At 45.3% G+C, this 13386-nt stretch carries 12 protein-coding genes; 9 read left to right on the top strand and 3 right to left on the bottom strand.

What is annotated here, in order from left to right; all coding sequences use genetic code 11:
• The first annotated feature begins 57 nt into the window (after nt 1-57).
• Entirely contained in the window at nt 58-867 is an 810-nt protein-coding gene (locus H6F52_RS12370; protein ID WP_190535007.1) for a methyltransferase domain-containing protein, read from the top strand.
• 35 nt (nt 868-902) lie between these two features.
• On the opposite strand, the gene dxr is transcribed toward H6F52_RS12370, so the two are convergent.
• A complete protein-coding gene (dxr, locus tag H6F52_RS12365) occupies nt 903-2099 on the bottom strand; it encodes a 1-deoxy-D-xylulose-5-phosphate reductoisomerase (RefSeq protein WP_190535312.1) in 1197 nt (398 codons plus the stop codon).
• Nucleotides 2100-2275: 176 nt separating this feature from the next.
• On the opposite strand from dxr, the gene H6F52_RS12360 reads away from it, so the two are divergent.
• The 4 genes from H6F52_RS12360 to H6F52_RS12345 all read left to right on the top strand — a co-directional run bounded on the left by H6F52_RS12360 (nt 2276) and on the right by H6F52_RS12345 (nt 7133).
• Complete coding sequence (locus H6F52_RS12360) at nt 2276-3565, top strand: mannosyltransferase family protein (RefSeq protein WP_199300530.1); 1290 nt, start codon at nt 2276-2278, stop codon at nt 3563-3565.
• A 338-nt stretch (nt 3566-3903) separates the two neighbouring features.
• Nucleotides 3904-4884, top strand: coding sequence for a methyltransferase domain-containing protein (locus tag H6F52_RS12355; RefSeq protein WP_190535004.1), 981 nt, complete (start codon nt 3904-3906; stop codon nt 4882-4884).
• A gap of 134 nt (nt 4885-5018) precedes the next feature.
• On the top strand, nt 5019-6422 hold the full coding sequence (locus tag H6F52_RS12350; RefSeq protein WP_242033930.1) for a DUF2079 domain-containing protein: 1404 nt from the start codon (nt 5019-5021) through the stop codon (nt 6420-6422).
• Nucleotides 6423-6452: 30 nt separating this feature from the next.
• Nucleotides 6453-7133, top strand: a complete 681-nt coding sequence (locus H6F52_RS12345) for an acetoacetate decarboxylase family protein (RefSeq protein WP_190535001.1) — start codon at nt 6453-6455, stop codon at nt 7131-7133.
• Between the two features lie 269 nt (nt 7134-7402).
• Here the strand turns inward: H6F52_RS12345 and H6F52_RS12340 are convergent, their stop codons facing one another.
• On the bottom strand, nt 7403-7882 hold the full coding sequence (locus tag H6F52_RS12340) for an orange carotenoid protein N-terminal domain-containing protein (protein WP_190410531.1): 480 nt from the start codon (nt 7880-7882) through the stop codon (nt 7403-7405).
• Between the two features lie 236 nt (nt 7883-8118).
• On the opposite strand from H6F52_RS12340, the gene H6F52_RS12335 reads away from it, so the two are divergent.
• Nucleotides 8119-8310: a hypothetical protein gene (locus H6F52_RS12335; protein WP_190429010.1), complete on the top strand. Its 192-nt coding sequence runs from the start codon at nt 8119-8121 to the stop codon at nt 8308-8310.
• A gap of 12 nt (nt 8311-8322) precedes the next feature.
• On the opposite strand, the gene H6F52_RS12330 is transcribed toward H6F52_RS12335, so the two are convergent.
• Nucleotides 8323-9762 (bottom strand): 1-acyl-sn-glycerol-3-phosphate acyltransferase, encoded by a 1440-nt coding sequence (locus tag H6F52_RS12330; RefSeq protein ID WP_190534998.1) that lies wholly within the window; start codon nt 9760-9762, stop codon nt 8323-8325.
• Between the two features lie 78 nt (nt 9763-9840).
• Between H6F52_RS12330 and H6F52_RS12325 the strand changes: the two genes are divergently transcribed.
• From H6F52_RS12325 to H6F52_RS12315, 3 genes are all read left to right on the top strand, one after another.
• Nucleotides 9841-11649 (top strand): proline--tRNA ligase, encoded by a 1809-nt coding sequence (locus H6F52_RS12325; RefSeq protein WP_190534996.1) that lies wholly within the window; start codon nt 9841-9843, stop codon nt 11647-11649.
• Nucleotides 11650-11833: 184 nt separating this feature from the next.
• Nucleotides 11834-12652, top strand: coding sequence for a DUF2993 domain-containing protein (locus H6F52_RS12320; RefSeq protein WP_190534994.1), 819 nt, complete (start codon nt 11834-11836; stop codon nt 12650-12652).
• 89 nt (nt 12653-12741) lie between these two features.
• Nucleotides 12742-13380, top strand: a complete 639-nt coding sequence (locus tag H6F52_RS12315) for a GerMN domain-containing protein (protein WP_190534993.1) — start codon at nt 12742-12744, stop codon at nt 13378-13380.
• Nucleotides 13381-13386 lie beyond the last annotated feature (6 nt).

The raw sequence follows: 13386 nt of genomic DNA, 5'->3' as shown, positions 1-13386 counted from the left end.
TGTGGCTTGAACTTCACATTCGGTTATACTCGCATAAATTACCAATTTCATTAAATTATGAATATTTATAAGCAACAGGTAATTGAATTTTATAATTCTAGAACTACCTACGATTTCGAGGAAGGGACTCGCCATCCACTTGAAGCCAATATCCTACTGGAATTCGTCCCAATTCAGAAGGGAGATAAAATTCTTGATGTTGCCACTGGAACGGGTTTAGTAGCGATCCCCGCTGCTCAGAAAGTAGGTTCGGAAGGCTATGTCATTGGCATAGATATGTCTCCGGGAATGCTCCATCAAGCTAGAGTTAAAGTTGAAACAGCTTGCTTAAAAAATATCGAGTTAATTGAGGCAGATGCAGAATTAATCAACTTTAATGATGGTAGTTTTGACGCTATTTTTTGCTGTGAGGCAATTGTACTTTTTACTGATATTCCTGGTATTTTGCAAAAGTGGTATCGCTTCCTGAAAACAGGAGGATTTGTAGCATTTACGTGTCCTCCCGAAACAGCTTATTTAGGAGATGTTTACAGGACTATCTGCGCTAGAGTGTTGGGCATATCGCTGCCACACATCCTCGAAACACTCGGTACTCCAGAAAAGTGTCGTAATTTGCTACAACAAGCAGGTTTTAGAGATATCCAAATCAAAATTGAGCCTTCTGGACGGTATCGCCATCTAAGAGATGAGGAATTATCCTGGAAGGGAATGAATTTAAGTTTGAAAGGCAATCCGCTGCTGGCAAAACTATCACCGGAACAATTAGAGCAGTTCCAAGTTGAGTACAGAGCAGAAATTGATAAACTAACAACCGAGCGAGGAGTCTGGGAAGATACTACAAAATTCTTCGTTCGGGGTAGAAAATGAGTTAGTGAGTTATTAAAGGAAGACTAAAAAATTCCCTAACGCACGACTGCGGCACTACTACCTTTGTGCAGATGCTGACTCACCTCAAGTGCTTCCTGTCTTGCCCATTGGTCGGCGGAAATGATGTCATCGAGAGTAGGAATTGAGCGATTTTGGGAAGTAAAGCGATCGCAAACTGATTCGATGCAACGGGGAATATCCAAAAATTGAATTTTTTCTTCTAAAAATAGCGCCACTGCCTGTTCGTTCGCCGCATTCAAAACAGCAGGCATCGAACCGCCTGCACGACCCGCAGCATAAGCCAATTGCATACACGGATACTTGTCGTGGTCGGGTTCCTTGAAAGTGAGATTTCCTGCTTTTACTAAATCTAGCGGTTCCCAGTCGGTATAGATTCGCTCAGGCCAGGATAACGCATAAAGTAGCGGTAAACGCATATCAGGCCAACCCAATTGAGCTAAGACTGACGTATCTTGCAACTCAATCAGCGAGTGAATAATGCTTTGGGGATGGATGACAATCTCGATGCCATCGTAATCCATGCCAAAGAGGAAGTGCGCCTCAATCACTTCCAGCCCCTTATTCATCAACGTAGCGGAGTCAATGGTGATTTTGCGACCCATCGACCAATTGGGATGCTTCAGGGCGTCTGCAACCGTGACTGAGGCTAATTTCTCGACCGGCAAATCTCGGAAGGAACCGCCAGAAGCCGTGAGCAGAATCCGTCGCAAGCCGCCTTTGGGGACGCCTTGGAGACACTGAAAAATTGCAGAATGCTCAGAGTCCGCTGGCAACAGCTTCACGCTGTGTTTCTCTACCAGCGGCAGCACTACGGGGGCACCCGCAATCAAAGTTTCCTTATTCGCTAAAGCAATATCTTTCCCGGCTTCAATCGCGGCAATGGTCGGCAATAACCCCGCACAGCCAACAATTCCGGTGACGACCGTTTCTGCATTGCCGTAGCGGGCGACTTCAACGACCCCAGTTTCCCCACTTAACAAGATTGGTTGGGGGTCGAGGTCTGCGATCGCCTCTTTCAGTTCAGACAATTTGTCTTCTTGACAGATAGCGGCAATTTCCGGTCGGAACTGCCGAATCTGTGCGGCAAGCATTGGCACGTTGCGTCCTGCTGCCAACCCCACGATTCTGAACTTTTCCGGGTTTTGAGCCACAATATCTAGCGTCTGAGTCCCGATAGAGCCAGTGGAGCCAAGGAGAGTAATCGCTTTCACAATCATTTAAGGATTCAGGGGCAATTCCACTATAAATTGCTTGGGGTTCATCCTTAACATCTCATCTGAGCGGATTGATAAAGATCGGGGTATTATTACTGACCATAAGCCCTCAATAGGTGGGCTGGGTGAGTGTTAATCAATAGGATTGGGAAGATCAACTGAGTGGGGCATCTATGCAAAAATACGCTGCAACTGTGGAAACCACTGCTGTTGAAAAAAAGGAGATATGGGCGAATGGGTTCGTCTTTGCAACGGCAATGTGGCTAAGCAGCCGACTCATCATTGCGATCGCAATGATGGCGATCGCGCCTGCACTTCCAAGTCCCTCAGGGGTTATGCCTACATCTGGCTGGGGAGTTTTTGAGGGCTGGGATAGCATTCATTATCGAGCGATCGCTGTCTCTGGTTACGAATACGCGAATGACGGACAAGGACATAATGTTGCTTTTTTCCCCGTTTTCCCTTTACTCATCCGGGGAGTGATGACCCTCGGCTTGCCGTTTGAAGTCGCAGGCACGCTCGTAAATAATTTGGCATTATTAGGAGCGATCGCCCTTGTATACTTTTGGGTCGAAGAACGTCATGGTAGAAGTGCTGCACAGTGGGCAAGTGCCGTATTAGCTTGGTGTCCGTTTTCCCTCTTTGGAACCGTAATTTACACGGAAGGGCTATTTTTATTCTTCAGCACTGCGGCTTTACGAGCCTTTGATAAACGCCAATATGCCTGGTTATCCCTATGCGGTGCATTAGCAACTGCCACCCGTCCCACCGGAATCGCCCTCATCCCCGCCTTTCTGATTGCAGCGTGGAAAGAACGCAGACCCCTCATCGCCTACGTTGCCAGTCTAGCGACTGCGGGAGGGTTGCTTCTATTTAGTTTGTATTGCTGGATTCGATTTGCAGACCCTTTGGCGTTTATTCAAGCACAGCGAGGATGGCGACCTTCAGTTGGTTTCGATTGGCAGGGTTGGTGGAAAATGCTGATGCAAATTTCGATTGGTACAGCGAATTGGAAGTATGGCGGGATTAAAGATCCTTGGCATCCGCTACTGTTTTTAATCCTTGTCGGCTGTGCCTATTTGCTGTGGCGATTCCGCCAAAAATTAGGTTCGGTTAAAGTCGGATACGGCTTTTGTGTTTTATGGTTAATTTTGTGGTTACAAGCAGGCGATCCGTTGATTAATACGGTTTCGTTAGTAGGGGGTGGCTACTTGTTATGGCACTTCCAAAATCAACTCAGTTTAGTGACCGTAATTTATGGCTTTTGCGGCTTGGGGTTAATTTTGTCCTCCGGAGGAACTTGGTCGATTGGGCGGATTGCTTACGGCATTGTGTCACTTGCGATCGCGCTTGGCTTATTACTTTCCCGTCACCCGCGTTGGGGATATGCCACGATCGGCTTCTTTACCGTCTTACTTATTCCGCTATCGATTCGATTTGCCCAACACCTTTGGGCAGGATAAGAAAAAACCAAAAGGCAAAAAGAGGGGTGAAATCTTCGCCCTTACAAATGCGATCGTCCAGCTATTAAGTTTCCCTAAAATGCTGTAATTTTTGCACTATCAAAATCAAATCAACTTTCACTAAACCAAGTTTTACAAGAACCACGACCAGTATGCTAAATTCACAATAAACTAATCCGATGGCTTTATATAGCAATCCTGAAAATTTGCGACCTTCTATAGAGATGCGATTAATCGCGTCTCTATTAAGGCGAATATTAGCGTACAACTCAAATAAAGTTGCTATATATCTCTAATTTTCATTCTAAATTATTTTCGATTAATATTTGATTCAAAATATGGAAAACTCATTACAAAACAAAAAGCTTCTAGCGTTTAAAGTTTTTAGGTATGTAATATTTTATCCCTTCGACTTACTTTTAATTTCAATTTTTTTAATGGTTAATTCCTTATATCAGCTAACTAAAATCAAAGTAAATAATGAAAACTATATAATTAACCTTTATAAATATTTGATTAATTCACCTCCTTTAGATGAAGAAGTTCAATTTTATTTAAAAAAGCTAGATTCCGGTGAAATAACACGGACATCATTAGTCTTTTCATTTTTGATGATTCCTGCTGAAACTGAAAGAAAGTTATTCAAAACGAATGGAATTCTTTCCCACCATTTAGCGCGTTTAACCCTTGTCCGAGAACACCTTCCTCCTGCTAAGGTCATATTGGATCTTGGGGGTGCTGCTGGTCATCTCATAGAAGGAAGCTTACTAGCGATGGGGTATCCTTCTATTCCCGATCGAGTCCACATTATTGATTTGCCTCCTGAACAAAGAATGTTCGGTTCCGCTATCCTACCTACAAATGAAGTAACAACGCTTCAAGGCACTAAAGTAACCTATTATTATCAATCCATGACGGATTTATCTAAATTTGAGAATGAAACAATTGATCTAGTTTGGTCAGGACAGAGTATTGAACACATTACAGAAAACGAAGCGGAAAAAGTATATATGGAGGTTCATCGTGTCCTCAAACCGGCAGGCTATTTTTGTTTAGATACTCCCAATCGAAAACTTACTCGTTTACAAGTTAGAATGGGCTTTGTTCATCCGGAACATAAAATAGAATACTGCCCAGAAGATTTAATTAACGACATAGAAAAATTTGGATTTAAAGTCGTAGATAAAAAGGCTGTCTCCCCGATGCCTTTTAGTTTAAGAACGGGAAGATTTAGTCGCCTAGAACTGATTGATGCAGTTGGACTGAGTGAATCTCCTGATGAAGGATATTCTTTTTATTTAAAGTGTCAAAAGATTTAGCGTCTAACTAAGGATATTATTTCTATTTAAAATGTCAAAAAATTCAGCTTTTCACTTTTAGATTGGGTTTAGATTAGGACGTAAAGTAACCAGCAATCGCTAATTCTCTGCGTTCTCTGCGGGAAAAATATCTTATGAAACAAACACGAATCAAGCCGAGTGCCCTGTCATTGATGATTGGCACAAGTGCCGTAATATTATTCGCGTGCAGTAGCCTACGACACTCCATGTTTCAATCGGGGGCTTATGACTTGGGAATTTATGACCAAGTGGTTTATTTAATGAGTCAGGGACAGCCACCAATTTCTTCGATTCTTGGCTTTCATCACATGGGAAACCATGCTGCTTGGGCAGTTTATCTATTGTCTTTCCTGTACAAAATTTATCCCAATGTTCATTGGTTGTTAGTAGTACAAGCCATCGCTTTGTCTTTAGGTGCTTTACCAATGTGGCACCTAGCACGTCAAGCGGGGTTGAAAGAATCGCAAGCAATCACAATATCAGCAGTCTACTTGCTTTACCCGCTAATTTTTAATGCAAATTTATTTGAATTCCACCCAGAAGTGATGGCAGTTCCCGCTTTTTTAGCAGCGGTATGGTGTGCTAGGCAAAATCGAATTGGGTGGTTTTGTGTCAGTATTATTTTTATTTTGGGGTATAAAGCTGTTTTATCCCTTACTGTCACAGCAATGGGGATTTGGCTGCTGATGTTTGAGAAGCGGCGTTTATGTGGTGCATTTGCTCTTTCTGCTGGTATCGCTTGGTTCCTAATTGCAACTCAGCTAATTATTCCATCTTTCAGCGGTAGCGAAGTAGCTGCCGTTTCACGTTACAGCTATCTCGGTAACTCAGTTCTAGATATTGCTAGAAATCTCCTGTTTAAGCCTGAGTTGATATTGGGAAGAATTTTCTCATTTAAGACACTCGAATATCTGGCACTGTTGGTTTTTCCAGTAATTTGGGGACTTTCTCCCCGACACATGACTCCTCTAGTAAGTGCGATTCCCGCGTTGGCGTTAAACATTCTTTCCGACAAACCACACCAACGGGATTTACTCCACCAATATTCTTTGCCAATTCTGCCTTTTTTGATGCTGGCTGTCATTTCCAGCCTTGCCGCAAATCGAAGTTGGTTGCGAGACAAACGGGCAATAATCGTATGGTCGATAGTGGCTTTCTTAGCATTAGGAAAGTATGGCTATTTTTGGTCGAAATATCAAAATTCTGTTGATACTTGGCAAGCAGCGCGAGAAGCGATCGCTCAAGTTCAAACGAAAGGCGGTGTGTTAACCACCAATCGGATTGCACCTCATTTAACTCACCGCCAGACGATCAAATTAGTGGACGATCTGAGTCCGCTCCCTGCCGATCTATCTCCTTTTGAGTATATATTGCTCAATGTGCGTTATCCAGGCGGTGCTGGCGGGACTGGTAGCCAAGAGTTCGCTGCCAAGCTGGCAAATCAACTAAAAAATACCCCAGGATTTCAATTAACCTATCAACGTGATGATGTTTATTTGTTTAGGAAAAAGTCTTAATAAAAATGAATATGATTGTAGGAGTTGAAAATGTCATATCCACAAGCACCTTGGACACTCCAGGGTTACGCGCTACAAACCCTGCATTTGATAGATGTTGAGCGAGCGCGTCCCTTCATCCCTCCAGAGTTAGAAATCGTCTCAGTTTTTCCTGGAAAAACCCTAGGCGGGGTTTATCTTTCCTACTACGGATCGGGTTCCGTGTTGGAGTATAGCGAGTTAATTGTTATCCCAGCGATGGTCAAATATGAAGACAAGTTCGGCGGTTGGGTGTCCCACATCTATGTAGATAATGCGGATTCTGTTGCTGGTGGGAGAAGAATCTGGGGTTTACCGAAGGAACTTGCTGAGTTTACCTGGGAAAAAGGCGATCGCGCTGGTGTCACTGTCCGTCAAGGCGATCGGTTACTATGCAGTCTCAGCTACACAGACGCCTTATTGCCCATCTCTACATGGTGGCGGCAGCCATTAATCGGAACTGCGTTTAGTAGCCAAAATTACGATTTGCTTTTCTTCAAAAGTCAGCTTGAATCTCAACTAAAGGCAATGAGTGGCAAGCTAGAAATCCCAGCAGAAAGCCCTTTTTCCCAGTTAAACTTAGGTCAGCCTTTACTAACTGTTTACTGCGACGAGATGAATTTAGTAGTCGGTGCGCCAGAAGCAGTAGGCACAACAGTAACAGCCAGGGAAGTTGAATTTAGCTACCCTTAAAAACTAAACTTCTTGCGAAACTTGCTGTAGCTCACACATTACAACTTGGAGCTACACAAACGAATCAGCCTCTCGGAATTCATCTGGGCTAAAATTCCAAAGTCTCAAAGCTTCAAGTCCATCAAAATGGACTTGAGCTGTTACCCCGGAATTTGAATTTCGAGTAGGCTACCGGATTTGTGCAAAATATCAGTAAAAAAACCCGCTAATTGCTTAACAACATAGCGGGGGTATAAAGGAGGAATTCAACAGGAAATTAAATATTCTTTCTAGATGTCAGAACCCCCAGCAGCCTCAGCACCCATCGGTAGCACCGCACCGCGTAGAAAATCGATTTGGTGCTGGAAGTCCATTCCTTCAATTTTCGCTAGCAAGTCTTTTCCAGCTTGGGAAAGTTCATAGTTAGGAGGCATCGGAATGATGGTACCACTATCCATTCCTTGCGCTAAAAAGTACCAAAACGCTAGTTTGGTTTCTGGACTCAGAGAACCATATTCGCGGCTAATTTGTGTATTCGCTTTAGAAGCAATGTCACGCTGAACTTGCAGCTGTTCTTCATGGGATAGTTCCTTAACTTGATTGAACAATCCCTGAGCAATCTCAGAACCAGAAGCACCTGGAGCGGCTGGTGTAACAGATTTACCCATCTTGGTGTACACAAACCACAGCACGGCAAGCTGCTGGTCTACATCCATGCCTTGAAAAGCTTGTTTACCTTGATCGTATGCGTGTAAAGTGCCTGATGTCATACTTAACCCTCCGGAAAATTAATAATTGCTTTGTCTCTTTTGTTCAAGAAACAGGTTTTCACTTACTTAAAGAAAATTAACGAATAAATCATGAAAGTTTAACCCCGCTAGAGACAGATATGATCCCCATTAGAAATCCATCAATAAGATGGCAAAGATATCACAAGATTTCTAACTAAAGGAAGACGTAAGCAGAGAAGTCGTCATTCGCTATTAAGTAGCCGGATGGAATAAACTTGGAGATTTTCGCAGGTTGGGGAAACACCAGGAAACTCAACGCTGAAATTCTTTTTCAGCATTTATTGCAAAAATTAATTGGGTTTGTCCTGAGTACAGCCGTTATGAATAATTTGGATGAAATTATTACTCGCGATCCGCAAGATTTTATAAATGTCATCCTGCGGATTTTCACGAGCCAACTTATTTAAAAACTGGGGATTTCATCCAGCCGAAGCAATCAAACCTTCCATCGCGTGTTGCAAATCTTTAGTTAAATCAGTTACTGCAACTCTCGCACCGTGCCGATTTGCTTGATAGACTGGGTAGCGTTCTGAAACCGAGATGGGTTGCCCTACACTCATCTCTACCCGTTGCTTACCTAATCGAGGACGCTGGAAGGGATTGCTGCCTTTAATTCGAGTTACCATATCCCATAAAAGTAAGGTAGTTTCGGCAAAACGCTCTACGGTTGGTTTTTCTAGAACATATTGTCCAGTTACGGCTACAAAAGTTTCTACCAACCGCATATGCCATATCCGAAGGCTGGCTTCCTCAGCAATTCGATTCGCCAATCCGCGTTCTAGGGGAGACAGCGCTTTAATATTCTTCAGGTCTTCTCGATAGATATAATTCCAGCCAGCCGCCTCTAGACGACGACAACGGTCAATTACGCTTCCCTTGGATGGCAGGTTAAAATACTCCTCTGCCACTGTTAGGGCCACATTCAGTAGTGCTTGAAGTCGAATCGCCAAAGCTTCATTCGCATTGTTCTGTGACGCTTCCACAGTCGGCAAAGTTTGATGATAAAACCGGGTGTAAAACTCCTCCATTACAGACAGTAAATGTTCGCCTAGACGACACAGCCGCTGGTAGAGAGAAGCTTGAAAAGGTTGCAGGTTAGCCGATGGATTTAAACTTTCACCCTGTAATTCGCCTTTCAATTCACCCTTCAACTTTCCTTCTGGCAAACCGCTCGCTACTTCCAATTCGCCTAAAAGCTTTTCTATCTCTTTCCAGGGAGCTTCGACGTAACGGTATTTAATTCCGACTGGCACAATTAAAACTTGCTCCCCTCGTCCAGCCTTCTGCAAATCTTCAGCACACCAAAAGCCTAATTGTGCGATTCCGGGTTCTAGAGGGCTGATAATCTCATTGTGACCATTGGTGGCTCCTTCTGGGGAAGCGGTTATCGGAAACCGAGCATTGGCAAACAGGTCACGAGCCGAACGCAATCCCGTCCAGTCTGCCTTACCGCGATGGATAGGGGTACCACCTAAGCGAGAATAGAGCCAGCCCATGTGCGCTCCCGCCCATAAAGGAATCCCTCGGTCATAAAGAAAGTGGGCATGAATCGGGTTTTGTAGTGAGATACCCTTTTCTCGTGCCAGCCGCGGTACTAATTTCCAAAGCAGATAGCTCATGCACAGCGGATCTTCAACTCTGGGATGGCGAAATGCCATCATAAAGCGGATCTTCCCATCCTGAAATTGGCGATATAAATCGACTAAAATCTCAACGTTTTCTGCTTGAATTTGGGTAATCGCTGTTTGGGAACGTATGCAGCCAGGTAGCACTTGTTGGGCGGCTCGTAAAACCAGGGGGTTGAGCGCCGGTGGAATAAATTCTAGAGGAGGCTGAGCCGCACTCATTAAATCGGGCAAAGTGGTTTTCTTGTGAACTTGTGGACATTCTAGACTTAACTGAGATATCGATTATCCAATCTGTAGAGGGAACCAGCGATGCGACTGTCACAAATGTTTTTTGTCACTCTGCGGGAAGAACCGGCGGAAGCGGAAATCCCCAGCCATAAATTACTGCTCCGTGCAGGCTACATTCGTCGCATCGGGAGCGGTATCTACGCCTATTTACCCTTCATGTGGCGGGTGTTGCAAAAAATCTCTCAGATTGTACGGGAAGAGATGAATGCAACCGGCGCACAAGAGTGTCTACTCCCGCAACTACAACCCGCTGAATTGTGGCAGCAGTCGGGGCGCTGGGATACTTATACCAAAGCTGAAGGGATCATGTTCGCCCTGACAGACCGCCGAGAGCAGGAACTGGGGCTGGGGCCAACGCATGAGGAAGTGATTACAGCGATCGCTCGTGATATGATTCGCTCCTACCGCCAGTTGCCTCTGCACCTCTACCAAATTCAAACTAAGTTTCGGGATGAAATTCGCCCCAGATTTGGTTTGATGCGAGGACGGGAATTCATCATGAAGGATGGCTATTCGTTCCACGTCGATGAAGAAAGCTTGAAAAAAACTTATCAGGATATGCACCATGCTTACAGCAAGATGTTAAGCCGGACGGGTTTAGCTTTCCGTGCTGTAGAAGCTGATTCCGGTGCGATTGGAGGGTCTGGTTCTCAAGAATTTATGGTGTTGGCTGAAGCCGGGGAAGATGAAGTTCTCTACACCGAAGATGGCAAGTACGCCGCCAATGTGGAAAAAGCGGTTTCTTTACCTGCTGACATCGAACCATCTCCGTTTAACACTTATGAGAAGCGGAAGACGCCGGACGCCGATACCATTGATAAACTCTGTCGATTCCTCAAGTGTTCGCCGACTCAAGTGGTGAAAAACGTCCTCTACCAGGCAGTTTATGACAACGGCTTGACGGTGCTGGTACTGATTAGTATCCGGGGCGACCAAGAAGTTAATGAGGTAAAGTTGCACAACGCTCTGACAAAATTGGCACCGGAATACCAAGCCAAAACGGTGCTATCTGTAGAGGTTCCAGCGGCAGCGCTTCAGCAACTGTGGGCGACGAGACCCCTACCTTTGGGCTATATCGCTCCCGACATTGCAGATGATTACATCTGTTCGGCGAAAAATTTAGCTCCCCGGTTTTTGCGGTTTGTCGATAAAACTGCGGTCGAGCTAAAAAACTTCGTCACAGGTTCTAACGACTTGGAATACCATGTTGTCGGTGCTAATTGGGGCGAGCAGTTTAAGTTACCAGAAGGGGTCGTAGATATCCGCAAGGCACGACCGGGCGATCGCGCAACTCACGATCCCGCTCAAACACTCCGTACTGCCCGTGGCATTGAAGTGGGGCACATTTTCCAGCTAGGTAACAAGTATTCTCAAGCAATGGGAGCCACTTACACCAGCGAACAAGGTGAGGAAATTCCCCTAATAATGGGTTGTTATGGTCTGGGTGTTTCGCGGTTAGCGCAGGCAGCCGTAGAACAATCTTATGACAAAGATGGAATTATCTGGCCTGTTGCGATCGCGCCCTATCACGTCATCATCTCAGTTCCCAACACCAGCGACGCCCAACAAGTGGAAGTTGCTGAAAAACTATACACCCAGTTGAATCAAGCGGGAATCGAAACTCTTTTAGATGATCGCGATGAACGAGCGGGAGTAAAGTTCAAAGATGCCGATTTAATCGGGATACCCTATCGCATCGTAACCGGGCGATCGCTCAATAGCGGTAAAGTGGAAGTTGTCGAACGGGCGACTCGCAAATCCCAGGAAATTCCTGTGGAGGAAGTCGCGACCACTTTAAAGCAGCGGATTGATGCTGCTTTAAATCAATAACAATTCACCCCAAAGGCACAAAGACACAAAGTTCTCATTCTGTGTCTTTGTGCCTTTACGCTTCAAAAAACCCTTGGATGATATTTGATGCCAATGCGCTTTTATAACTCCTAAAAACTTTGCGTCTGTGCGCGAAATTTCAGAAAATCGCGTCATTGTGCGCCAGAAAATTTAAGCGAGAACTATGGAATTTATAGCAATTTTTCTATCTGGTTTGCTTGCTCTCGTTTCCCCCGCAAATTTAGCCATCGACCGCATCGCTGAAAATGCCATTCGTTCCCAGTTTGATAAAGTGGAGCAGTTGCAAGTCCGCGTTGACAATGCTCCAAATTTCCAAATTGTGCAAGGAAAAGTTGAGCGAGTGCGGATTGGTGGGCGAGGGTTGTGGGTAACGCCAGAATTCCGGATTGCAGAGCTGGAAATGGAAACCGACCCCATTAACCTGGATGTGGCGCGTCTCCGGCAGAAGAGAGTGCGACCGACCGAATTGTTGAAGGAACCTTTACAAGCTGGGGTGCGTTTGGTGATTACCCAGCAAGATATTAATCAAGCTTTACAGTCACCCGCCGTTAGCGCTCAATTGCGTAAACTGGGAAGCCGCATTCTTGGCAGCAACGCTGATATGCTGGTTCAGCGCTATGAGTTTGTCAATCCTCAAGTGGAATTTCTGGGAGATAACCGGCTGCGTTTCCAGTTGGAATTGCAGGAGCCGGGAAATGCAGATAAACTGGTTGTCTCGGTGGAATCAGGGCTGGGTATCGTGGCTGAGCATCAGTTGCAATTAATCGAGCCAAATGTCTTAGTCAATGGGATGCCAGTGCCGCCCCTCTTGCTTGCGTCCTTCGTGTCCGGTCTCAATAGCCGCTTAGATCTCCGCACCTTGGAAGATAGAGGGATTGCTGCCCGACTCCTAAAATTAGATTTAAATCAGGAACAACTAGAGTTAGCTGCATTTGTCAGAGTAGAAAAGCCAGACACCGCTTCTGCATCTACGCCGCGTTAGAATTATCCGGAGCAGCGCTCGTCTTCACTGTATTCCTCAACAAAACCTCCTCACCAGCATCCAAATAAATTTTAAGGAGGGAAATTGATATGAAAATTCAACAACCAGGCCGTCGAATCGGGATTGGCATCGCCGTTAGTGTTTTGGCGATGGCTTTGGCGGCTTGTAGCCCAGGGGAGCAACAGGCAGCAAATACAGACTCTTCACCAACACCATCAGCTACGGCTATCCAACCGACTACTTCGCCTCAGGCGTCTGTACAGCCGTCTGTGCAGCCGTCCGCTCAGCAACTATCCAGTCAGAAGACGGTTCAGGTCTACTGGCTAAAGAGTAGTGGTAGCAAGATTGAGGTGGTGCCCGCTCCGGTCAAAATACAGGCAGGAGTTAAGTCTGAGAACATTCTAGAAGGTGCGTTCAATCGTTTGTTGGCAGGCCCGAACGATCCGGCTTACAGCAGCACGATTCCCAAGGGAACGCAGCTACGAAATCTGGATGTTCGGGAGGATGGTGTTCACGTAGATTTGTCCCAAGAATTTACTGCTGGTGGCGGTAGTGCCTCGATGACAGGTCGCGTGGCGCAAATCCTCTATACAGCCACCAGTATCAATCCCAATACCAATGTTTGGATTGATGTAGAGGGAAAAAGGTTAGAAGTTTTGGGCGGTGAAGGATTGGAACTCAATCAGCCTCTGACTCGCCAAAACTTTGAGAAAAATTTTGATTTATAGGGCTTT

The organism is Coleofasciculus sp. FACHB-542 (genome assembly GCF_014695825.1).
Classification (GTDB): Bacteria; Cyanobacteriota; Cyanobacteriia; order Cyanobacteriales; family FACHB-T130; genus FACHB-T130.
The sequence above is the reverse complement of the archived record's forward strand: the minus strand, read 5'-3'. Positions and strand labels throughout refer to the sequence as shown.